The sequence below is a fragment of the Streptomyces sp. 150FB genome (assembly GCF_000818195.1).
In the GTDB taxonomy this organism is placed as follows: domain Bacteria; phylum Actinomycetota; class Actinomycetes; order Streptomycetales; family Streptomycetaceae; genus Streptomyces.
This window is the reverse complement of the sequence record NZ_JTHL01000001.1, coordinates 6,555,005-6,577,280: the sequence shown is the minus strand read 5'-3', so window position 1 is coordinate 6,577,280 and position 22,276 is coordinate 6,555,005. Positions and strand designations below refer to the sequence as shown.

Annotated in this window: 23 protein-coding genes and 1 pseudogene; 4 read left to right on the top strand and 20 right to left on the bottom strand. The window is 68.3% G+C overall.

Annotated elements, in window-relative coordinates; genetic code table 11:
* From QR77_RS49190 to QR77_RS28505, 4 genes and pseudogenes are all read right to left on the bottom strand, one after another.
* A pseudogene (locus tag QR77_RS49190) lies at positions 1–308 on the bottom strand (ATP-binding protein); the annotation flags it as partial.
* Positions 309–527: 219 nt separating this feature from the next.
* Complete coding sequence (locus tag QR77_RS28515) at positions 528–851, bottom strand: STAS domain-containing protein (RefSeq protein WP_040024887.1); 324 nt, start codon at positions 849–851, stop codon at positions 528–530.
* Between the two features lie 150 nt (positions 852–1,001).
* Positions 1,002–1,850, bottom strand: coding sequence for a 3-hydroxyacyl-CoA dehydrogenase family protein (locus QR77_RS28510; RefSeq protein ID WP_040024886.1), 849 nt, complete (start codon positions 1,848–1,850; stop codon positions 1,002–1,004).
* A 169-nt stretch (positions 1,851–2,019) separates the two neighbouring features.
* Positions 2,020–2,658 (bottom strand): TetR/AcrR family transcriptional regulator, encoded by a 639-nt coding sequence (locus tag QR77_RS28505; RefSeq protein WP_040024885.1) that lies wholly within the window; start codon positions 2,656–2,658, stop codon positions 2,020–2,022.
* A gap of 81 nt (positions 2,659–2,739) precedes the next feature.
* Between QR77_RS28505 and QR77_RS28500 the strand changes: the two genes are divergently transcribed.
* The 4 genes from QR77_RS28500 (at position 2,740) to QR77_RS28485 (ending at position 7,066) form a co-directional block, all read left to right on the top strand.
* Positions 2,740–3,522: an ATP-binding cassette domain-containing protein gene (locus QR77_RS28500; protein ID WP_040024884.1), complete on the top strand. Its 783-nt coding sequence runs from the start codon at positions 2,740–2,742 to the stop codon at positions 3,520–3,522.
* 79 nt (positions 3,523–3,601) lie between these two features.
* Positions 3,602–4,390: an ABC transporter permease gene (locus QR77_RS28495; protein WP_052489118.1), complete on the top strand. Its 789-nt coding sequence runs from the start codon at positions 3,602–3,604 to the stop codon at positions 4,388–4,390.
* A 22-nt stretch (positions 4,391–4,412) separates the two neighbouring features.
* Positions 4,413–4,985, top strand: coding sequence for a cob(I)yrinic acid a,c-diamide adenosyltransferase (locus QR77_RS28490; protein WP_040024883.1), 573 nt, complete (start codon positions 4,413–4,415; stop codon positions 4,983–4,985).
* Between the two features lie 302 nt (positions 4,986–5,287).
* Positions 5,288–7,066 (top strand): glycosyl hydrolase family 18 protein, encoded by a 1,779-nt coding sequence (locus QR77_RS28485; protein WP_052489740.1) that lies wholly within the window; start codon positions 5,288–5,290, stop codon positions 7,064–7,066.
* A gap of 110 nt (positions 7,067–7,176) precedes the next feature.
* On the opposite strand, the gene QR77_RS28480 is transcribed toward QR77_RS28485, so the two are convergent.
* From QR77_RS28480 to prfA, 16 genes are all read right to left on the bottom strand, one after another.
* Positions 7,177–7,623, bottom strand: coding sequence for a DUF2550 domain-containing protein (locus QR77_RS28480; RefSeq protein WP_040024882.1), 447 nt, complete (start codon positions 7,621–7,623; stop codon positions 7,177–7,179).
* Between the two features lie 131 nt (positions 7,624–7,754).
* The gene (locus QR77_RS28475; RefSeq protein WP_040024881.1) at positions 7,755–8,129 is read right to left on the bottom strand and encodes a F0F1 ATP synthase subunit epsilon; all 375 of its coding nucleotides are present in this window, start codon (positions 8,127–8,129) and stop codon (positions 7,755–7,757) included.
* Positions 8,130–8,249: 120 nt separating this feature from the next.
* Entirely contained in the window at positions 8,250–9,704 is a 1,455-nt protein-coding gene (gene atpD / locus QR77_RS28470) for a F0F1 ATP synthase subunit beta (protein ID WP_040024880.1), read from the bottom strand.
* A complete protein-coding gene (locus QR77_RS28465) occupies positions 9,704–10,630 on the bottom strand; it encodes a F0F1 ATP synthase subunit gamma (RefSeq protein ID WP_040024879.1) in 927 nt (308 codons plus the stop codon). Before QR77_RS28465 ends, atpD begins: the two co-directional genes overlap by 1 nt.
* Positions 10,631–10,650: 20 nt before the next feature.
* Positions 10,651–12,246, bottom strand: a complete 1,596-nt coding sequence (atpA, locus tag QR77_RS28460) for a F0F1 ATP synthase subunit alpha (protein ID WP_040024878.1) — start codon at positions 12,244–12,246, stop codon at positions 10,651–10,653.
* A 168-nt stretch (positions 12,247–12,414) separates the two neighbouring features.
* Positions 12,415–13,230 (bottom strand): F0F1 ATP synthase subunit delta, encoded by an 816-nt coding sequence (locus QR77_RS28455; RefSeq protein ID WP_040024877.1) that lies wholly within the window; start codon positions 13,228–13,230, stop codon positions 12,415–12,417.
* On the bottom strand, positions 13,227–13,784 hold the full coding sequence (locus QR77_RS28450; protein ID WP_040024876.1) for a F0F1 ATP synthase subunit B: 558 nt from the start codon (positions 13,782–13,784) through the stop codon (positions 13,227–13,229). The genes QR77_RS28455 and QR77_RS28450 overlap by 4 nt, the downstream gene beginning before the upstream one ends.
* A 37-nt stretch (positions 13,785–13,821) precedes the next feature.
* Positions 13,822–14,070, bottom strand: a complete 249-nt coding sequence (gene atpE / locus QR77_RS28445; RefSeq protein WP_040024875.1) for an ATP synthase F0 subunit C — start codon at positions 14,068–14,070, stop codon at positions 13,822–13,824.
* 74 nt (positions 14,071–14,144) lie between these two features.
* Positions 14,145–14,915, bottom strand: a complete 771-nt coding sequence (atpB, locus tag QR77_RS28440; protein WP_040028815.1) for a F0F1 ATP synthase subunit A — start codon at positions 14,913–14,915, stop codon at positions 14,145–14,147.
* Positions 14,916–15,191: 276 nt separating this feature from the next.
* Positions 15,192–15,629 carry a hypothetical protein gene (locus tag QR77_RS28435; RefSeq protein ID WP_040024874.1) on the bottom strand — a complete coding sequence of 146 codons (438 nt, stop codon included), beginning with the start codon at positions 15,627–15,629 and terminating at the stop codon, positions 15,192–15,194.
* Positions 15,630–15,914: 285 nt separating this feature from the next.
* Complete coding sequence (locus QR77_RS28430) at positions 15,915–17,240, bottom strand: MraY family glycosyltransferase (RefSeq protein ID WP_040024873.1); 1,326 nt, start codon at positions 17,238–17,240, stop codon at positions 15,915–15,917.
* 101 nt (positions 17,241–17,341) lie between these two features.
* Positions 17,342–18,613: a serine hydroxymethyltransferase gene (glyA, locus tag QR77_RS28425; protein ID WP_052489117.1), complete on the bottom strand. Its 1,272-nt coding sequence runs from the start codon at positions 18,611–18,613 to the stop codon at positions 17,342–17,344.
* Positions 18,614–18,676: 63 nt separating this feature from the next.
* On the bottom strand, positions 18,677–19,336 hold the full coding sequence (locus QR77_RS28420; RefSeq protein WP_040024872.1) for a low molecular weight phosphatase family protein: 660 nt from the start codon (positions 19,334–19,336) through the stop codon (positions 18,677–18,679).
* A complete protein-coding gene (locus QR77_RS28415) occupies positions 19,333–19,980 on the bottom strand; it encodes an L-threonylcarbamoyladenylate synthase (protein ID WP_040024871.1) in 648 nt (215 codons plus the stop codon). The genes QR77_RS28420 and QR77_RS28415 overlap by 4 nt, the downstream gene beginning before the upstream one ends.
* A 167-nt stretch (positions 19,981–20,147) precedes the next feature.
* The gene (gene prmC, locus QR77_RS28410) at positions 20,148–20,987 is read right to left on the bottom strand and encodes a peptide chain release factor N(5)-glutamine methyltransferase (protein ID WP_201778893.1); all 840 of its coding nucleotides are present in this window, start codon (positions 20,985–20,987) and stop codon (positions 20,148–20,150) included.
* Between the two features lie 104 nt (positions 20,988–21,091).
* Positions 21,092–22,171, bottom strand: coding sequence for a peptide chain release factor 1 (gene prfA / locus QR77_RS28405; protein ID WP_040024869.1), 1,080 nt, complete (start codon positions 22,169–22,171; stop codon positions 21,092–21,094).
* Positions 22,172–22,276 lie beyond the last annotated feature (105 nt).

Genomic DNA, 22,276 nt, shown 5'->3' with positions numbered 1-22,276 from the left:
GGCCTGCCGGCGCGCCGGAGATCGGCGCGGTCGGCGGGTGAGCGCCGGGCCGGCTTGGCGGTGCTCCGGCCCGGCGGGCACGGTTCGATCTCGCTGCCGTCGACGGGGTTGACCGTGAGCAGGAAGTCGCCCGAGACCAACTGGACGGTGCGGACGGGCGCGGGGGTGGTGGTGCCTCCCGCTCCCTTGATATGCCCGAGGGAGGTCGGCAGCTCGTCGCGCTGCAAACGCAGTTGGTCCGCGTTCTCGTCGGTGCGCTCGGCGCCGCCGCGAAGATCGTGACCGTACTCTTCCGGTTCTCGGCTCATCGGGTCCATCTGATAAGTCCCCCAGATCGTGGCGTACCGCTGCCCCCGGCCTCGCACGCCCATATCTGTCGCTCTGGTCCGGTGTCTGCTCTACGGGTCCGTCAATCGGCAGACGGCCGAACCGTAGACTCCCGAACAGTATCTACGAACAGCCGGGGTGGCACCCCGCCCGAGAGATCACGGTCTCATGAGGATTGTCGGGGCCGGCCACCCCCGCCCTCAGACCCGGGGAAGCGATTCTGCGGCGATGCCGCCCTCGATCGCGAGGATGCGGTGCAGTCGGGTGGCCACCAGGAGACGCTGCATCTGGGGCGGCACACCCCTCAGCACAAGTCTGCGCCCGCACCGCCCCGCGCGCCGGTGAACTCCCATGATGACGCCGAGTCCCGTGGCGTCCCAGGAGTCCAGGGAAGTCAGGTCGAGCACCAGATCGCCGACGCCGTCGTCGACAGCCGTGTGCAGGACCGTACGGGCGTCCGCCGCGCTGTGTACGTCGAGGCGGCCCCCGACGACCAGTTCGGCGTGGTCGCCCCTGATGTGCATATGCGCTCCCGTGAGTGCTGTGCTCCGTGTCTGTCATTGCGACGGTTCGGCACCTTCACTGACTGTCCCGCAGCCGGTGAAGTTGCCGTCCGTGAGCGAACCGATACCGAATTCACCCCCGCGGGGTGACAACAAAACGGTGGAAGCGGCTCAGTGCTTGTAGAACCCCTGCCCGCTCTTGCGGCCGATGTCACCCGCGTCCACCATCCGGCGCATCAGCTCCGGCGGTGCGAACTTCTCGTCCTGCGACTCGGTGTAGATGTTTCCGGTCGCGTGGAGAAGGATGTCGACACCGGTCAGGTCGGCGGTGGCGAGCGGGCCCATGGCGTGGCCGAACCCCAGCTTGCAGGCGGTGTCGATGTCCTCGGCGGACGCGACGCCCGACTCGTAGAGTTTGGCGGCCTCCACGATCAGTGCGGAGATGAGCCGTGTGGTGACGAAGCCTGCCACATCGCGGTTGACCACGATGCACGTCTTGCCCACGGACTCGGCGAACTCCCGTGCGGTGGCGAGGGTTTCGTCGCTGGTCTTGTAGCCGCGCACCAGCTCGCAGAGCTGCATCATCGGCACCGGCGAGAAGAAGTGTGTGCCGACGACACGCTCGGGGCGCTCCGTCACAGCCGCGATCTTGGTGATGGGGATGGCGGAGGTGTTGGAGGCGAGGACGGCGTCGTCCCGTACGAGCTTGTCCAGCTCGCGGAAGATCTCGTGCTTGACCTCAAGGTTCTCGAACACCGCTTCGACGACGAGGTCCGCCTCGGCGACGGCGTCGAGATCGGTGGTCGTGGTGATCCTGGAGAGCGCGGCGTCGGCGTCCGCCCCTTCGAGCTTGCCCTTGGCGACGAACCGGTCGTACGACACGCGGACGGCGTCGAGTCCGCGGGTCAGCGCCGCGTCGGTGACATCCCGCAGGGTGACGTCCCAGCCCGCCTGGGCGGAGACCTGCGCGATACCGGACCCCATGAGTCCGGCCCCGATGACGGCGAGCTTCCTGGCCACGACACACCTCTCGATTCGTCTGTGTTCCCGCTGCCGCCCAGGGCGGTAGCCCTTAACGTGTGCTTACATTTCCGCTCTGTGGCGGAGGTTAGCGTTCACCGGCGCGCAGATGGCGGCGAAGAGATGCGCGTCACGTCTCACATGACGGACATCACACCGGGACGGGCCATCAGGCCTCCCGTACCGCGTACTTGCGCACCTTTTCGCTCAACAGTTCCTCTACTTCGCCCAGAAGTCCGAGAGCTTCCCTCGACACCTCGGCGGGGACACCACCGGCCGCCATCCGTCCGCCGATCCAGCCCATCACCGTCCCGTTCGCCCAGGCGAGCTGTCCGGCGACCAGGGTGGGGAGCATCTCGTCGTCCCCGGCGCCGGTCTCTTCCCTGAGCGTCCGGGCCAGGTCGTCCACGATCTCCTGCTGGAGGTACAGGAGGCGGGACTTGAGGGTGTGTGAGTCGTGGACGACCTTCATGAAGAGGTCGTAGCCCTCGACGAGCCCGGTGGTCGGCGAGACCGCCTCGATCAGCTCGTACAGCCCCGCGAACACGGCCTCCGCCGCCGACTCGCCCGGCTCCCTGCCTCGTACGAACCGGGAGAGCCGGCCGGTGAGGCCGCTCGCGCGGTCGAGGAAGAGGTCTTCCTTCGCCGGGAAGTAGTTGTAGACGGTGTTGACGGAGATGTCGGCCGCCTCGGCGATCTCGGCGATGGTCACCGCTTCGAACCCGCGCTCCAGGAACATGCCGGTGGCCACATCGGAGATGTACTGCCTGGTCTGCCGCTTCTTCCGTTCCCTGAGCCCTTCGGACATGCCTCCCATCCTAGGCACCGTCGACCTCTCCACAAACTTGGAGTCATTGCATTTTTGGTTCCCCTCTGTTTTTCTGGAGTCATGGCAATTATCAGCACCGCCGGGCTCGCCCGGACCTTCGTCACGAAGAACGGACCCGTCGAAGCCGTACGCGGCATCGACCTGACCGTGCGCCAGGGAGAGATCCTCGGCTTCCTCGGCCCCAACGGAGCGGGCAAGACGACCACGCTGCGGATGCTCACCACGCTGCTGCCACCGACCGGCGGCGCTGCGACCGTCGCGGGCTCCGACCTGGCCGGCGACCCGGCGGGCGTACGGCGGAAGATCGGGTACGTCGCCCAGGCCGGCGGGGTCGACGCGCAGATCTCCGTACGGGAGGAACTCCTCACCCAGGCACGGCTCTACCGCCTCACCAAGCGGCAGGCGGCGGTCCGTACCGCCGAACTGGCGGCCGACCTCGGCCTGTCCGACCTGCTCGACCGCACCTGCGGCTCGCTCTCCGGCGGACAGCGGCGACGGCTCGACATCGCGTTGGCCCTCACCCACCAGCCGGCCGTGCTCTTCCTGGACGAGCCGACGACGGGGCTCGACCCGCGCAGCCGGGCGAACCTGTGGGACCTGATCCGGCGGATCCGCGACGAGCAGGGCACGACCGTCTTCCTGACCACGCATTACCTGGACGAGGCCGACGCGCTGGCGGACCGTCTGGTGGTCACCGACCAGGGGGTGGTCGCGGCCGAGGGAACGCCCGCCGAGCTGAAGCGCGCGTACGGCGGCTCAGCCGGGGCTTCGCTCCAGGACACGTTCCTCGCGATCACGGGGCGCGACCTGGCGGCGGCCGGGGCGGCGCCGGTGGCGGCGTAGGGACCGCGCGGGACGCGCGCGTAGCCGTCACCACACAATCCGCATCAGCCCTGTCCGCCGTACAGACAAAGGAGCACCCATGTCCGCACCGGCCTACGCGCCACCTCCCCCACTGACCGCACTCGCCCACGACACCGCGCTGATCTTCGGCCGCTATGCCCGTCAGACCCTGCGCTCCAAGGTGCAGATCCTCTTCGGCGTCCTGATGCCGCTGCTCTACCTGCTCTTCTTCGGGCCGCTGCTGACCGGGCTGCCGCTCGGCTCAGCCGGCGACTCCTGGCAGATCCTCGTCCCCGGTCTGCTGCTCCAGCTCAGCCTGTTCTCCGCGCTGTTCTCCGGCTTCACCGTCATCATCGAGAAGCAACTCGGGGTCGTGGAGCGCATGCGCGTCACACCGGTCAGCCGGCTCGCGCTGCTCCTGGGGCGGGCGCTGCGGGACGTCGCACTGATCCTCTTCCAGTCGGTGCTGCTGGTCCTGGCCGCCCTGGTGATGGGGCTGCGCGCGCCGGTGGCCGGGGTTCTCATCGGCTTCGGGTTCGTCGCCGTCATGTCTCTCTCGCTCGCCTCGCTCTCGTACGCGCTGGCGATGAAGGTCGATACCCCGCAGGCCTTCGGACCGACCGTCAACGCCGTGAGCATGCCGGCGATGCTGCTCTCCGGGCTGATGCTGCCGATGGCACTCGCGCCCGCCTGGCTCGACGTGCTCTCGCACCTCGTGCCGTTCCGCTATCTGGTGGACGCGGTGCGGGCCGCGTATGTGGGCGCGTACACGGGAGAGGCCATGCTGTACGGGACGTCGGTGGCGGTGGGCCTCGCGGTGGTCTGCGTGACGGCCGGCACCAGCGTCTTCAGGAAGGTCGGCGCGTAAGGCCCTCGCTTACGCTGGTCGCATGGTCAATCTGACGCGCATCTACACCCGCACCGGCGACAAGGGCACGACAGCGCTCGGCGACATGAGCCGCACCGCCAAGACCGACCTGCGCATCGCCGCGTACGCCGACGCCAACGAGGCCAACGCCTGCATCGGTACGGCGATCGCGCTCGGCGGGCTCCCCGGGGTGATCGTCAAGGTCCTGGTCCGCGTCCAGAACGACCTCTTCGACGTCGGCGCCGATCTGTGCAACCCGGTGGTGGAGGACCCCGAGTTCCCGCCGCTGCGCGTGCGGCAGCCGTACATCGACAAGCTGGAGACGGACTGCGACTTCTTCCTCGAACAGGTGGAGAAGCTCCGGAGCTTCATCCTCCCCGGCGGCACCCCGGGGGCGGCGCTGCTGCACCAGGCCTGCACGGTCGTACGCCGCGCCGAGCGCTCGACCTGGGCGGCGTACGAGAAGCACGGCGACACGATGAACCCGCTGACGGCGACGTATCTGAACCGACTCTCCGACCTCCTGTTCATCCTGGCGCGGGTGGCCAACAAGGAGGTCGGAGACGTGCTGTGGGTGCCGGGCGGCGAGCGCTGAGGCCGGGGACCACCGCTGGGGGCCGCACGGCCCAAGAGCCAGTCCAGGTAACCGAATTGGATGCCTCATCCACCTTTCCACACCTTCCGCCCGGACCTCTTGACGATTGGTCCAGACCTTTCTAATCTCACGGCACACGCTGCGGTGAGACGTCCGCAGGGTGCGCAGTGCACGGACCATCCCCGTTTCGTCCGGTACTCACTCAAGGAGCACCCTTGAACATCAGACCCGCCCTCCGCCGCCCGCGCTTCAGATCCAGAACCGTCGCGGCTCTGACCGCGCTGCTGCTTCCGCTCGCCGCCATGGTCGGCCTCGCCACCCCCGCCGAGGCGGCCACCTCGGCCACCGCCACCTTCTCCAAGGGCTCGGACTGGGGAACGGGCTTCGACGGCAAGTGGACGATCAAGAACACCGGCACCACCGGCCTCACCTCCTGGACCGTGGAGTGGGACTTCCCCTCCGGCACCTCGGTGACCTCCGCGTGGGACGCCGACGTCACCAGCTCCGGCAACCACTGGACCGGCAAGAACAAGAGCTACAACGGCACCCTCGCGCCCGGCGCCTCGATCAGCTTCGGCTTCAACGGCGCGGGCCCCGGCTCCCCCACCTCCTGCAAGCTCAACGGCGGCTCCTGCGACGGCGGGACCACCGTCCCCGGCGACAGCGCGCCCTCCGCTCCCGGCACGCCCACCGCCAGCGAGATCGCCAACACCTCGGTGAAGCTGGGCTGGAGCGCGGCGACGGACGACAAGGGCATCAAGAACTACGACGTCCTGCGGGACGGTACGAAGATCGCCACGGTCACCGGTACGACGTACACGAACACCGGCCTGACCGCCGGCACCGACTACTCGTACACCGTCCAGGCCCGTGACACCGCCGACCAGACGGGTCCCGTCAGCGGCGCACGCGCGGTGCACACCACCGGAGGCGGCGGCGGAACGGACCCGGGGAACCCGGGCGGCACGGGCAAGGTCAAGCTCGGCTACTTCACCGACTGGGGCATCTACGCCCGTAACTACCAGGTGAAGAACCTGGTCACCTCGGGCTCCGCCGACAAGATCACCCACATCAACTACGCCTTCGGCAACGTCACCGGCGGCAAGTGCGCCATCGGCGACAGCTACGCCGACTACGACAAGGCGTTCACCGCGGCCGAGAGCGTCGACGGCGTCGCCGACACCTGGGACCAGCCGCTGCGCGGCAACTTCAACCAACTGCGCAAGCTCAAGGCCGCCCACCCGAACATCAAGATCATCTGGTCCTTCGGCGGCTGGTCGTGGTCCGGCGGCTTCGGTGAGGCGGCCAAGAACCCGGCGGCCTTCGCCCAGTCCTGCTACGACCTCGTGGAGGACCCCCGCTGGGCCGATGTCTTCGACGGCATCGACATCGACTGGGAGTACCCCAACGCCTGCGGTCTGACCTGCGACACCAGCGGTTCCGCCGCCTTCAAGAACGTCGCCCAGGCGCTGCGCGCCAAGTTCGGCACCGGCAACCTCGTCACGGCGGCCACCACGGCCGACGCCTCGACCGGCGGCAAGATCGACGTCGCCGACTACGCGGGCGCCGCGCAGTACCTCAACTGGTACAATGTGATGACGTACGACTTCTTCGGCGCCTTCGCGGCGCAGGGCCCGACAGCCCCGCACTCCCCGCTCACCTCCTACCCGGGCATCCCCCAGCAGGGCTTCAACTCCGCCGAGGCGATAGCCAAGTTCAAGGCGAAGGGCGTGCCGGCCAACAAGCTGCTGCTGGGCATCGGCTTCTACGGACGCGGCTGGACCGGCGTGACACAGGACGCCCCCGGCGGTACGGCGACGGGCGCGGCGCAGGGCACGTACGAGGCGGGCATCGAGGACTACCACGTCCTCAAGAGCAGTTGCCCGGTCACCGGCACGATCGCCGGTACGGCGTACGCGCACTGCGGCACCAACTGGTGGAGCTACGACACCCCGGCCACGATCGCCGGGAAGATGACGTACGCGAAGCAGCAGGGCCTGGGAGGCGCGTTCTTCTGGGAGTTCAGCGGTGACACCTCGAACGGCGAGCTGGTCAGCGCGATCAACAGCGGTCTCGGATAACCGACCGCCGACCGTGCGGCATGCATGACGGAGGGGGCGGCGCCTCAGGCGCCGCCCCCTTCAGCCGTCCCCGGCTCAGCCATCCCGGCTCAACCGTCCCGGCCCTGGCCTCAGGCCACGTTCACCCGCTGGCCGGGCGGCGCCGCCTCCAGCCAGGCGAGAAATCCGGTGAGCGCGTCGTCACTCATCGCGAACTCCAGACGCGTCCCCCGGTGTACGCAGGAGAGCACGACGGCGTCCGACAGCAGCGCCATCTCCTCGGCGCCCTCGGTCGCGCGCCGGGCGATCACCTCGATCGCCGAGCGCTCCAGCGTACGGCGCGGGCGCGGGGCGTAGGAGAAGACGCGGAACCAGTTGATGCGGTCGCCGTTGTAGCGGGCCACGCCGTACACCCAGCCCTTGCCGGAGATGTCCGACTCCTCCGGCAGGTCCCAGCGCAGACTGCAGTCGAAGGTCCCGCCCGAGCGCTGGATCAGCCGCCGCCGCAGGCCGAAGACGAAAAGCCCCACCGCAATCAGGACGACGACCAGTCCGCAGACAAGCAGAGCGAGGATCATCAGCACCCACCTCCTCGACTGTCCAGTACCGCGGATCGAACGTGGCCCCACCTGCATCGCCTCAGCCGCGACCCGGTCCGGAGTATTCCGGAACGAGCCGCGGCTGAGGGTAAAACCGTCCGGTCGGGCGTTCAGCTTCCCGACACGGCGCGCATACGGACGTCGGCGCGCCGTTCGGCTACCGCGTCGTCATCCGATTTCGCCCGTTCCAGCGCACGCTCGGCGCGCTGGGCGTCGATCTCGTCCGCCAGTTCGGCGACCTCCGCCAGCAGCGAAAGCTTGTTGTCGGCGAACGAGAGGAAACCGCCGTGCACAGCGGCGACGACCGTCTCACCCTCACTCGTACGAATGGTCACAGGGCCCGACTCCAGCACACCGAGAAGCGGCTGGTGACCGGGCATGACGCCGATGTCGCCGGACGTCGTACGCGCGACGACCAGGGTGGCCTCGCCGGACCAGACACTACGGTCGGCGGCGACCAGCTCGACATGCAGCTCAGCAGCCATGGGTGGCTCCTCGGGTCACCACCCGGCTGTTCGGCCGGGTGTCGGTCTAATTCTATGGGGTGGCGTGAGGTGCGTCGGAGGGGGGCAGGAAGACCCGCCCCCCTCCGCGTACCGAGTGGGTCAGGAAACGCCAAGTTCCTTGGCGTTCGCCTTCAGGTCCTCGATGCCTCCGCACAGGAAGAACGCCTGCTCGGGGAAGTGGTCGTACTCCCCGTCGCAGATCGCGTTGAACGCGGTGATCGTCTCGTCGAGCGGCACGTCGGAGCCGTCCACACCGGTGAACTGCTTGGCGGCGTGCGTGTTCTGCGAGAGGAAACGCTCGACACGACGGGCGCGGTGGACGATGAGCTTGTCCTCCTCGCCCAGCTCGTCGATACCGAGGATGGAGATGATGTCCTGCAGATCCTTGTTCTTCTGGAGGATCTGCTTGACCCGCGAAGCGCAGTCGTAGTGGTCCTGCGCGATGTAACGCGGGTCCAGGATCCGGGACGTCGAGTCCAGCGGGTCGACCGCCGGGTAGATGCCCTTCTCCGAGATCGGACGCGACAGCGACGTCGTCGCGTCGAGGTGCGCGAACGTCGTGGCCGGGGCCGGGTCGGTCAGGTCGTCGGCGGGCACGTAGATCGCCTGCATCGAGGTGATCGAGTGACCACGCGTCGAGGTGATGCGCTCCTGGAGCGTACCCATCTCGTCCGCCAGGGTCGGCTGGTAGCCCACCGCCGACGGCATACGGCCGAGCAGCGTCGAGACCTCGGACCCCGCCTGGGTGAAGCGGAAGATGTTGTCGATGAAGAGCAGCACATCCTGCTTCTTCACGTCGCGGAAGTACTCCGCCATCGTGACGGCGGAGAGCGCGACGCGCAGACGCGTGCCCGGCGGCTCGTCCATCTGGCCGAAGATCAGCGCGGTCTTCTCCAGGACGCCCGTCTCGGTCATCTCACCGATGAGGTCGTTGCCCTCACGGGTGCGCTCACCGACGCCGGCGAACACGGAGACACCGTCGTGCAGGTTGGCGACTCGCATGATCATTTCCTGGATGAGGACCGTCTTGCCGACGCCCGCACCTCCGAACAGACCGATCTTGCCGCCCCTGACGTACGGGGTGAGCAGGTCGACGACCTTCAGGCCGGTCTCGAACATCTCGGTCTTGGACTCGAGCTGGTCGAAGGCCGGGGCCTTGCGGTGGATCGGCCAGCGCTCCGTGATCTGGGACTCGGCCTCGGGCTCGTTCAGGATCCGGCCGAGGGTGTTGAACACCTTGCCCTTGGTCACGTCACCGACGGGGACGGTGATGCCCTCGCCCGTGTTGGTCACCGGGGCCTGGCGTACCAGACCGTCGGTGGGCTCCATGGAGATCGCGCGGACCAGGCCCTCACCGAGGTGCTGGGCCACTTCGAGCGTCAGGGTCTTCTTCTCACCGGCGTTGGCCGGGTCGGAGACCTCGACGTGCAGTGCGTTGTAGATCTCCGGCATCGCGTCGACGGGGAACTCCACGTCGACGACCGGGCCGATGACCCGGGCGACGCGGCCTGTGGCCGTGCTTCCCGGGGTGGCCGCCTCAACTGTGGTCGTCATTAATTGTCACTCCCCGCGGTCGCGTCGGCCAGGGCGCTCGCGCCACCGACGATCTCGCTGATTTCCTGGGTGATTTCGGCCTGGCGGGCCGCGTTGGCAAGCCGGGAGAGGCTCTTGATGAGGTCCCCGGCGTTGTCGGTCGCCGACTTCATCGCGCGGCGGGTGGCCGCGTGCTTGGAAGCGGCGGCCTGGAGCAGCGCGTTGTAGATACGGCTCTCGACGTACCGCGGCAGCAGGGCGTCGAGGACGTCCTCCGCCGACGGCTCGAAGTCGAACAGCGGAAGGATTTCACCCTTCGCACCGTCCTCCGACGCATCGGTCTCCGCCTCGTCGAGGCTGAGCGGCAGCAACCGGTTCGCGACCGGTGTCTGCGTCATCATCGAGACGAACTCGGTGAAGATGATGTGGAGTTCGTCCACACCGCCCTCGGCCGTGTCCTGCTGGATCGCCTCGATCAGCGGCGCCGCGACCTTCTTGGCGTCCGCGTAGGTCGGGTTGTCGGTGAAGCCGGTCCACGAATCCACGACCTTGCGCTCGCGGAACCCGTAGTAGGCGACACCCTTGCGGCCGACGATGTACGCGTCGACCTCTTTGCCCTCGGAGCGGAGCCGCTCGGTGAGCCGTTCCGCCGCCTTGATGGCGTTCGAGGAGTAGCCGCCGGCCAGACCGCGGTCGCTGGTGATGAGCAGCAGCGCGGCCCGGGTCGGTGACTCGGCCTCGGTGGTCAGGGGGTGCTTGGTCGTCGAACCGGTCGCCACCGCCGTCACCGCCCGGGTGAGCTCCGCCGCGTACGGCGACGAGGCCCTCACCTGGCGCTGCGCCTTGACGATGCGCGAGGCGGCGATCATCTCCATCGCCTTGGTGATCTTCTTCGTGGCGGTGACGGATTTGATGCGACGCTTGTAGACCCGGAGCTGCGCTCCCATGAGTCAGGTCCCTTCCGTCGTCACTTGGAGACGTTGACGGCCGGCGCGTCCTCGCCGAGAAGCTGCCCGTCCGAGGTCTCGAACTGCTGCTTGAAGGCGCTGATGGCATCCGCGATGGACTGGATCGTGTCGTCGGACATCTTGCCGCCCTCGGCGATGCTGGTCAGGAGGTCCTTGCGCTCGCGGCGCAGGTACTCCAGCAGCTCGCTCTCGAAGCGGCGGATGTCGGAGACGGGTACGTCGTCCATCTTGCCGGTGGTGCCGGCCCAGACAGAGACGACCTGCTCCTCGACCGGGTACGGCGTGTACTGCGGCTGCTTCAGCAGCTCGATCATCCGCTGACCGCGCTCCAGGGCCGCCTTGGACGTCGCGTCCAGGTCGGAGCCGAAGGAAGCGAACGCCTCCAGCTCACGGAACTGGGCGAGGTCACCGCGGAGGCGTCCGGACACCTGGCGCATGGCCCGGTGCTGGGCGGAGCCGCCGACTCGGGAGACCGAGATACCGACGTTCAGCGCGGGGCGCTGGTCGGCGTTGAAGAGGTCGGACTCCAGGAAGCACTGTCCGTCGGTGATGGAGATCACGTTGGTCGGGATGAAGGCCGACACGTCGTTCGCCTTCGTCTCGACGATCGGCAGACCCGTCATCGATCCGGCACCCAGCTCGTCGGAGAGCTTCGCGCAGCGCTCCAGCAGACGCGAGTGCAGGTAGAAGACGTCGCCCGGGTAGGCCTCACGGCCCGGCGGGCGGCGCAGCAGCAGGGACACGGCGCGGTAGGCGTCGGCCTGCTTCGAGAGGTCGTCGAAGACGATCAGGACGTGCTTGCCCTGGTACATCCAGTGCTGGCCGATGGCCGAGCCGGTGTACGGCGCCAGGTACTTGAAGCCGGCCGGGTCGGACGCCGGCGAGGCGACGATCGTCGTGTACTCGAGAGCGCCGGACTCCTCCAGCGCACCGCGTACGGACGCGATGGTGGAGCCCTTCTGGCCGATGGCGACGTAGATGCAGCGGACCTGCTTGTTCACGTCGCCGGAGCGCCAGTTGTCACGCTGGTTGATGATGGTGTCGACCGCGAGGGCGGTCTTGCCGGTCTGCCGGTCGCCGATGATGAGCTGACGCTGGCCACGGCCGATCGGCACCATGGAGTCGACAGCCTTGTAGCCGGTCTGCATCGGCTCGTGCACCGACTTACGGACCATGACGCCAGGAGCCTGGAGCTCCAGGGCGCGGCGGCCGTCGGTCGCGATCTCGCCGAGACCGTCGATCGGTGTGCCGAGCGGGTCGACGACGCGACCCAGGTAGCCGTCGCCTACGGCGACGGACAGGACCTCGCCGGTACGGGTGACCGACTGGCCTTCCTCCACACCGCTGAACTCGCCGAGAACGATCGCACCGATCTCGCGCTCCTCAAGGTTGAGGGCGAGACCGAGGGTGCCGTCCTCGAACTTCAGCAGCTCGTTCGCCATGGCCGAGGGAAGACCCTCGATCTTGGCGATACCGTCGCCGGCCACACTGACCGTACCGACCTCCTCGCGCGAGGCCGCGTCCGGCTTGTACGACTGGACGAAGGTCTCCAGCGCATCCCGGATCTCCTCCGGCCGGATCGTGAGCTCCGCCATCTGGGTTCCCTGCTCTCCTTGTTGGGCCCGAAGTTTCTTGGGGGGTCCGACTTCTTAGGGTCTGGGGGCGACCCCCAGGAATCTTCCGCAATTTCTGCACGGCCCAACCGGGCCGCTGGTCGTACTGTTCTGTTGACGGTCCGCCGATGACCTCGACCGGTGCCTGCCTCAGCCGGCCAGCCGCCTGGCCGCCTCTTCGAGGCGCTCGGCGATGGTGCCGCTGATGACCTCTTCGCCGATCTGCACCGAGACTCCGCCGACGACGTCGGGGTCGACGTCCAGGTTCAGGTGCACCGTGCGGCCGTAAAGCTTCGCCAGTGCGGCGCCGAGGCGCTGCTTCTGTACGTCGGTGAGCGGCACCGCCGAGGTGACGGTGGCGACCACACGGCCCCGGCGTGCCGCGGCGAGCCGGGACAGGGTCTGGAGCCCTGCTTCCAGGCTACGTCCACGGGGCTGCGTGACGAGGCGCACGACGAGACGTTCCGTGACCGGATCGGCACGTCCGCCGAGCAGGCTGCGCAGCAGCGCGCTCTTCGCGGCGGTCGTGGCCGACCGGTCGGTCAGTGCGGACCGCAGCGCTGTGCTCGACTCGACGATCCTGCCGAAGCGGAACAGCTCGTCCTCGACGTTGTCGAGCGCTCCCCGCTGCTCGGCGGCGGTCAGATCGGCCGTGGCCGACAGTTCCTCCACCGAGTCGACCAGGTCACGCGGCTGTGACCAGCGGGAGCGGACCATGCCGGAGATCAGGTCGGCGGTCGAGCCGCCCACCTGTCCGCCCAGCAGCCGTCCCGCCAGCTCGGCCTTGGCCGAGCCGTCCTGCGCCGGGTCGGTCAGGACCCGGCGCAACGACACCTCACGCTGGAGCAGCGTGGTGACGGCGGCCAGCTCATCGGCGAGCTTCGCGGCGTCGGCCGACGAGCTGTCGGTCAGCGCGTCGAGACGCGTCCGGGCTTCCGCCAGCGCGATACGGCTCGCGCCGTTCATCGCGAGGCCTCGGCCTTCGATGCGCCGTCCTCAAGCTCGTCGAGGAAGCGGTCGACCGTACGGCTCTGCCGGGCGTGGTCCTCGAGGGACTCACCGACGAGCTTGCCCGCCAGGTCGGTGGCGAGCTTGCCGACGTCACGCCGCAGCGCGGCGGCCGCGGCCTTGCGGTCGGCCTCGATCTGGGTGTGGCCGGCAGCGATGATCTCTTCGCGCTGCCGCTGACCTTCCGCCCTCATCTCCTGGATGATCGCGGCGCCCTGCTCGGTCGCCTCCTGGCGGAGACGCGCGGCTTCGTGGCGTGCCTCGGCGAGCTGTGCCTTGTACTGCTCAAGCACGCTCTCGGCTTCGGACTTCGCCTCGTCGGCCTTCTCCATGCCGCCGACGATGGCGTCATGGCGCTCGTTCAGAACCTTGTTGATGCTCGGAAGGAGCTTCTTGTAGAAGAAGAAGAAAACGATGGCGAAGGCGAGGAGACCGACCACCAGCTCCGGGCCCGGCGGGATGAGGGGATTCTGCGTCCCCTCCTCGGCCGCCAGGAATACCTGCGCGTTCACATCAATGCCTTCCGTCGAAAGGGCTGTTCGTCGCCGATCAGAGGTTGTTGTAGACGAACGGCAGGACGATGCCGATGAGGGCAAGGGCCTCACAGAAGGCGAAGCCGAGGATCTGGTTGGTGCGGATCAGGCCGGCGGCCTCGGGCTGACGGGCCAGCGCCTGGGTGCCGTTACCGAAGATGATGCCGACGCCGACGCCGGGGCCGATCGCCGCAAGACCGTATCCGACGGAGTTGATCGCGCTGAGGGAGCCGGTGATTGCGGCGAGGTTCGTGAGAGCGGACATGCCGATTCTTCCTTCTCTTTCACGGACCGGTGGGGGTTGGCCACCGGACGAATGGGGGTGTTGGGGAGGGCGGCTCAGTGCTCCTCGGCGAGCGCGCCCTGGATGTAGCTGCACGCCAGGAGGACGAAGACGTAGGCCTGGATCGCCTCGATGAAGAGCTCAAAAAGGATCATGACTATCGTCATGACGAACGAGACCCCGGCGGCGGGAATCAGGAAGCCGTTCAGCAGGTACCAGCTCGACACCGTGAACATCACCAGCAGCAGGTGGCCGGCGAACATGTTGGCGAAGAGCCGGACACAGTGCGTGAACGGCCGGACGAGGACGTTCGAGAAGAACTCGATGCCCACGACGAGCGGCAGCACCGGGCCGAGCGACTTGTCGTAGCCGGTGAGGTTCTTCAGGCCGCCGACGAATCCGTGGCGGCGGAAGGTGACCGACATCCAGACCAGGTAGACGATGATCGCGAGACCGGCCGGGTAGGCGATCACGGAGGCGACCGGGAACTGGGCGAGGGGAATGATCGCCCAGATGTTCATGATCCAGACGAAGAAGAACAGCGAGACCATGAGGGGGACGTACTTCTCGCCCTCCTTCTTGCCGATGATCTCGTACACGATGTTGCGGCGTACGAAGTCGTAACCGGCCTCGCCGATCATCTGGATCTTGCCGGGTACCACCTTCGGCTTGTTGAAGGCCGCCCAGAAGAACCAGACCACGACGACCGTGGTGAGCAGCACCAGGAGCATCGTCTTGTTGAAGTGGTAGCCGCCGACGGTGAAGAGCGGTTTGAAGAGGAAGGAGTGGAGGCCCGGGGACGGGAAGCCGCAGCCGTTGCTGGCCAGGATGCGGCAACTCCAGTCGAAGGCGAGTGTCGTCTGGTCAGCACTCACCGCGGGCTCCTTCAGAGTGGCGCATAGGTACGGCAACCTCGTTGTGTCGGTGCGGCACAGGGCCGCGGTTCGGCACCGGACTGGTCTTACAGGTCTGGGGGCGGCGGTCGGGCTTCGAGCCTCGCGCGTTGAGAACAGGCGTCAGCTCGGATGCCCGCGCCCGCAATGCCGCAGTTGGCATCGGACGATAGCAGGACAGCCGACGTGCGCTTATCCCGGCCCTACTCCTCACGTCGCGGACCCCGTCTTCTGGGCCGTCCCGGCCTTCGACGGTTCAGGATCGATGTAGAAGATCTTGGCCTTCATATGCGCGCGGGCCTGAGCGGCCACCCATGCCACGGTGGCGACGATGAGTGTGATCGCGAAGGCCCTCGGGGAGAACAGCGTCGTCCGTTTGAAGACGGCGACGAAGATCAGGAGAAGCAGCAACTGAGCGGTGTACAGCATCAGCCCCATCGCCTGGAACAGTTGTGGCAGCGATTTCGCCGTCCGCTGGAGCACCACCATCCCGATGCCCATGAAGAGCATCACGATGAGTGTGCCGACCACGGCACCCAGAGCTCCCTTCCCACCGGCGGTGAATCCGCTGACCACAGCGGCGATCACGCCGACGGCAGCAGTGGGCACGGCGGTGTGGAGGAGGTTCCGGACGTCGTTGGACGGCATGGCGGCAGCTCCGCTGACTGGGGTTGGGCATGGGGCAGATGGTGGTGTCGTCATGGACGAGCGTAAGGCCCGGTCCGAGTCATAAATCCTCGGGCCAACGGACCTGCGTACTACGGTCCTTCGGCTCTGTCGCCGGGTCTCGTGAACGATATCACAAACTATTTGATGAGGTCTTTACCTCGGAAGTGTGCTCACTGTCACACATGAGAGTGACGGTGCGCGTGTGTGCAAGACAGCGGTCCCACATGTCTGCTAATGCCCGAGAAGGCCCGAATACTCTCAACATCAGCGCGGCGAACCGGCTTTACGGCGATCGGGAAGACCAGAACGAGCGCCGATCGCTGTCGCCCCGTTGACGCCGGCGGGAACAGGCGTACGCTCCTGCGCCATCTCCGGTGCTCCGGAGGCGAGTCCGAGGGCCGCCGCCTCACGCGCCGCGCGGCGCCGGCGACGGTAGCGCGGCGGTACGAACGCCTCGGCCCAGCGCGGGGCGCGCGGCTTGAAGCGCGGCAGCAGCAGGAGTACGAGGCCGACGGCGCTCAACGCGACGACGAGCAGCGGGATCCAGGTCGACGCCGAGTGCACGGAGTAGAGAACGACACCGAAGGCGATCAGCGCCGACCAGAAGTACATGATCAGCACGGCCCTGGTCTTCGAGTGCCCGATCTCCAGCAGCCGGTGGTGCAGGTGGCCCCGGTCGGCCGCGAACGGCGACTGGCCGTTCCAGGTACGGCGCACGATCGCCAGCACCAGGTCGGCGACCGGGATCGCGATGATCGTCAGCGGCAGCAGCAACGGGATGAAGACGGGCAGCATCTCGTGGGTGGCCTCGCGTTCGGATCCCGCGAAGAGTCCCAGCCGGTCGGGGTCGAGCTGTCCCGTGATCGAGATGGCGGAGGCGGCGAGCACCAGACCGATCAGCATCGATCCCGAGTCGCCCATGAAGATTCTGGCCGGGGCGATGTTGTGTGGCAGGAAGCCGAGACAGACACCCATCAGGATCGCGGCGAAGAGCGTCGCGGGGGCGGCCTCCTCGATCCCGTAGCCGTACCAGAGGCGGTACGCGTACATGAAGAACGCGCCGGCCGCGATGCACACCATGCCGGCGGCGAGGCCGTCGAGTCCGTCGACGAAATTGACCGCGTTGATGGTGATGACCACCAGCGCGACGGTGAGGAGATTGCCCTGCCACGCGGTCAACGCGACATTTCCGACACCGGGGATCGGGATCCACAGGATCGTCAGACCCTGGATCACCATCACACCGGCCGCGATCATCTGCGCGCCGAGCTTGATCAGCGCGTCCAGTTCGAACTTGTCGTCCAGGACACCGACCAGCCAGATCAGCGCGGCGCCGGAGAGCAGGGCGCGGGGCTCGTTGGACTGTTCGTAGACCGCGTTGAGGTTCTGGAGGTTGTCGGCGACCAGCAGCCCCGCGCACAGGCCGAGGAACATGGCAATACCGCCGAGCCTCGGCGTCGGCTCCTTGTGCACGTCGCGCGCGCGAATGGCCGTCATCGCCCCGGCGGCGATGGCGAACTTCCGCACCGGGCCGGTCAGCAGATAGGTAACGGCAGCCGTCACACAGAGCGTCAGCAAGTAATCACGCACGGGCCTGCCCCAGAATCATCGCTTGTCGATCAAGCCCCACACGTAAGACCGTAGCACTGCTGCTCGGGCCGCTCCGCTGAGCGGGACGCGATGGGGGACCTCTACCGGCCAGATGAAAATGTACCCGCCAACTCGGCGACCTCGGCGCGTACCCCGTGGATCTTGCCGCCCTCGCTGCGCAGCGCGGCGGTGAACAGCCCGGCGATCCTCCCCATTTCCGACTCCCCCATCCCCTGCGTCGTCACCGCCGCTGTGCCGAGACGGATGCCTCGGCTCTCGGCGTCCGGCAGTCCGCAGAGGTCCAGGACGAGTCCGGCGGCTGCGAGCCTGCCACGGGCCGTCCTGCCGTCCACACCGAACGGCGCCGGGTCGGCGACGATCAGGTGGGTGTCGGTGCCGCCGGTGGTGACCGGGAAGCCCTCGGCGGCCAACGCGTGGGCGAGTACCTGGGCGTTGGCGACGACCTGGTGGGCGTACGCGGTGAAGGCGGGCGTCGCCGCCTCACCAAAACCCACGGCCTTCGCCGCGATGGTGTGCATCTGCGCGCCGCCCTGGGTGAAGGGGAACACCGCCCGGTCGACGCGCTCGGCGTACTCGGGACCGCAGAGGATCATCCCGCCGCGCGGCCCGCGCAGCACCTTGTGGGTCGTCGCGCACACGACATCGGCGTACGGCACCGGGTTGGGCGCCGCTCCCCCGGCGACCAGCCCGATGGGATGGGCGGCGTCGGCGATCAGATACGCGCCCGCTTCGTCGGCGATGTCACGGAATGCGGCGTAGTCGATGTGCCGGGGGTAGGAGATCGATCCGCAGACGAGGGCCTTGGGACTGTGCCTCCTGGCCAGTTCGCGCACCTGTGCGTAGTCGATGAGGCCGGTCGCCGGATCCACCCCGTACCCGACGAAGTCGAACCACCGGCCGGAGAAGTTGGCCGGCGACCCGTGGGTGAGGTGTCCCCCGTGGTTGAGCCCCATGGCCAGCACGGTGTCGCCGGGCCGCAGGAGGGCGGCGTACGCGGCGAGCACGGCGGCTGAGCCCGAGTGCGGCTGTACGTTGGCGTGCCCGGCCCCGAAGAGCGCCTTGGCCCGCTCCACGGCGATCCGCTCGGCGGCGTCCACCAGCTCGCAGCCGCCGTGATGGCGGGCGCCGGGGTAGCCCTCGGCGTACTTGTTGGCGAGCGGGGACCCGAGGGCGGCGAGCACGGCGGGCGAGGCGAAGTTCTCGGCGGCGGTGAGCTGGAGGCTGTCGGCCTGCCGACGCGTCTCCCCGAGGACCACCTCGGCCAGCTCGGGATCCTGCCGCCTGAGCACATCGAACTGCTGTGCGTACGATGCGTACGGCGCGTGAGGGGCGGCTGCTTCACTGACCGACATCTCGGGCTCCGGGCCTGGGGGGTTTCCTGCCCCTCCAATCTAGGCCGCACCCACCGGGAACGCCTACCGGTGCTGTCGCAGCCCGCTTACCCCGGTCAGGGCCGTTACCACCGGGTCGAGGGCCTGGTTGATCTCGTCGCCGATCGACCGGAAGAACGTGATGGGGGCGCCGTACGGGTCGTAGACCTCGTCGGCCTCCGCCGTCGGCGCCAGCAGCCAGCCGCGCAGCGCCGCGGCCGCTCGGACCAGGGCGCGGGCGCGTTCGACCACGCCCTCGTCCAGGGGGTCGGGCAGCGTCGCCGGATCTATGGCCCGTACCAGCCGGGTGAATTCCTTGAGCGTGAAGGTGCGCAGACCGGCCGAGTGGCCCATCGAGATGACCTGCGCGCGGTGGTCGCGGGTCGCCGTGAGGACCAGGTCCGCCCTGATGACGTGCTCGTCGAGCAGCTCACGGCCCACGAAGCCGGAGGCGTCGGCGCCGAAGTCCGCGAGGACCGCTTCGGCGTTCGCCTCCATCGGGGCGCCCTCGTGGCCCCAGGTGCCCGCGCTCTCCACGATCAGCCCGTCCGTCAGCGCCGCGCCGAGGCGCACGGTCAGGGCATGGCGGGTCAGCCGCTCCGTGATGGGCGAGCGGCAGACGTTGCCGGTACTGACGTGGAGGATGCGGAACGTATTGATGTGCTGTGCGGTTTCCGCTATGCCACGCCCCTCAGGGGCGGTCAATTGGCCACCTCGAGGTCGGGTACCACCTTGCGGAGCTCTTCCGCGTCGAGGGCGCCGGCCCGCAGCAGTACCGGGACCTTGCCGGTGACGTCGACGATCGAGGACGGCACGATCCCGGGCGTGGGGCCGCCGTCGAGGTAGACCGAGACGGAGTCCCCCAGCATCTCCTGGGCGGCGTCGCAGTCCTCGGGGGCCCGGTGGCCCGTGAGGTTGGCGCTGGAGACGGCCATCGGACCGACCTCGGTGAGCAGCTCGATCGCGACGGGGTGCAGCGGCATCCGGACGGCGACGGTGCCACGGGTCTCCCCGAGGTCCCACTGGAGCGACGGCTGGTGCCTGGCGACGAGGGTCAGGGCGCCGGGCCAGAAGGCGTCGACGAGCTCCCAGGCCTGCTCGGAGAAGTCGGTGACCAGGCCGTGGAGGGTGTTCGGCGAGCCGATCAGGACAGGGGTGGGCATGTTGCGGCCGCGCCCCTTGGCCTCCAGCAGATCAGCGACGGCCTCGGCGCCGAACGCGTCGGCGCCGATCCCGTACACCGTGTCCGTGGGCAGGACGACCAGCTCACCACGGCGTACGGCCGACGCGGCCTCACGCAGACCCGTCGAGCGGTCGGTCGCGTCGTTGCAGTCGTATCGCCTGGCCATTTAACGGCCCTCCCTCATTTTTCGCACACAGTCGCTTTGCGCATGGTCTCTTTGCGCGGGGACACTCTGTGCACGGCGCACAGGGGTCGTCTCGTTCCGGGCGTTCACAGCGTTCAGGACGTTCACGGCGTTCGTGGCGTTCATGCCGCGTACGGCGTTCGGCACGCTCATGGCATGGCCTTGCGGGCCGTCGCGAAGCGCGGGCGCTTGTTCAGGTCCGGGTGGTCTGCCGCGTCGGCCCAGCCGGACTCCTCACTGAAGATCCACGGGACCTGGCCGCCCTGGGTGTCGGCGTGCTCCACGACCACCAGGCCGCCGGGCCGCAGCAGCCGGTGCGCGGTGCGCTCGATGCCGCGGATCGTGTCGAGGCCGTCCTCGCCCGAGAAGAGGGACATCTGCGGGTCGTGGTCGCGGGCCTCGGGGGCGACGTACTCCCACTCGGTGAGCGGGATGTACGGCGGGTTGGAGATGACCAGGTCGACCTGGCCCTCGAACTCCGGGAGGGCCGTCAGGGCGTCTCCCTGGTGCACGGCGACCCTGGACCCCGCGGCGTTCTTCCGCGTCCAGGTGAGCGCCTCCTCGGACAGCTCCACGGCGTGCACGCGCGAGCGCGGCACCTCCTGCGCCATGGCGAGCGCGATCGCGCCGGAGCCCGAGCAGAGGTCCACGATGAGCGGCTCGACGACGTCCATGGCGCGTACGGCGTCTATGGCCCAGCCGACGACCGACTCGGTCTCCGGGCGCGGTACGAAGACGCCGGGCCCGACCTGGAGCTCCAGGTACCGGAAGAACGCGCGCCCGGTGATGTGCTGGAGCGGCTCACGGGCCTCGCGGCGGGCGATCGCCTCCCAGTAGCGGGCGTCGAAGTCGCTGTCCTTGACGTTGTGCAGCTCTCCCCGCTTGACGCCGTGCACGTACGCGGCGAGTTCCTCCGCGTCGAAGCGCGGCGAGGGCACGCCCGCGTCCGCCAGCCGCTGGGTGGCCCTGGCCACCTCGGCGAGCAGCAGACTGCGGGGTACGGGCCCGCGGCGGAGCCGCTGAGGGTCGCTGGGCCCCCCAGAATGTGGCTGCACGCTGGTTCCTCCGGACTGCGTAAGTGGATGGCTGGGCGTTACTGCGCGGCGGCGAGCTTCGCGGCGGAGTCGGCGTCGACACAGGCCTGGATCACGGCGTCCAGCTCCCCGTCGAGCACCTGGTCCAAGTTGTACGCCTTGAAACCGACGCGGTGGTCCGAGATCCGGTTTTCGGGGAAGTTGTACGTACGGATCTTCTCCGAGCGGTCGACCGTACGGACCTGGCTGCGCCGGGCGTCGGCGGCGTTCTTCTCCGCCTCCTCCTGCGCTGCCGCGAGCAGCCGCGAACGAAGGATACGCATGGCCTGCTCCTTGTTCTGGAGCTGGCTCTTCTCGTTCTGGCAGGAGGCGACGACGCCGGTCGGCACATGGGTGATGCGCACGGCCGAGTCGGTGGTGTTGACGGACTGGCCGCCGGGCCCCGACGAGCGGTAGACGTCGATGCGCAGGTCGTTCTGGTTGATCTCGACGTCGATCTCCTCGGCCTCGGGGGTCACGAGGACGCCCGCCGCCGAGGTGTGGATGCGGCCCTGGGACTCGGTCGCGGGCACCCGCTGCACGCGGTGCACCCCGCCCTCGTACTTCATCCGGGCCCAGACGCCCTGTCCCGGCTCGGTCGCGCCGTTGCCGCCCTTGGTCTTCACGGCGACCTGGACGTCCTTGTAGCCGCCCAGCTCGGACTCGGTGGCGTCGATGATCTCGGTCTTCCAGCCGACGCGCTCGGCGTACCGCAGATACATCCGCAGCAGGTCGCCGGCGAAGAGCGCGGACTCGTCGCCGCCCGCTCCGGCCTTGACCTCCAGGATGACGTCCTTGTCGTCGCTGGGGTCGCGCGGTACGAGCAGCAGGCGCAGCTTCTCGGTCAGCTCCTCGCGCCGCTTCTCCAGCTCCTTGGCCTCGGCGGCGAAATCGGGGTCGTCGGCCGCGAACTCCCGGGCCGTCACGATGTCCTCGCCGGTCTGCTTCCAGGAGCGGAACGTGCCGATGATCGGGGTCAGCTCGGCGTATCGCTTGTTGAGCTTGCGGGCGTATCCCTGGTCCGAGTGGACCGACGGGTCGGCAAGCTTCTTCTCCAGATCGGCGTGCTCGCCGATCAGGTCCTCGACCGCCTCGAACATCGGGGGCTCCTGGGTTGGTACGAAGGGTGCTGCGAAGGTGCTGCGAAGGTGCTGCGGGGAAATACCGCGGAAAGCTCACCGGAAGGTGCCCGGGGGTGCCGCGAG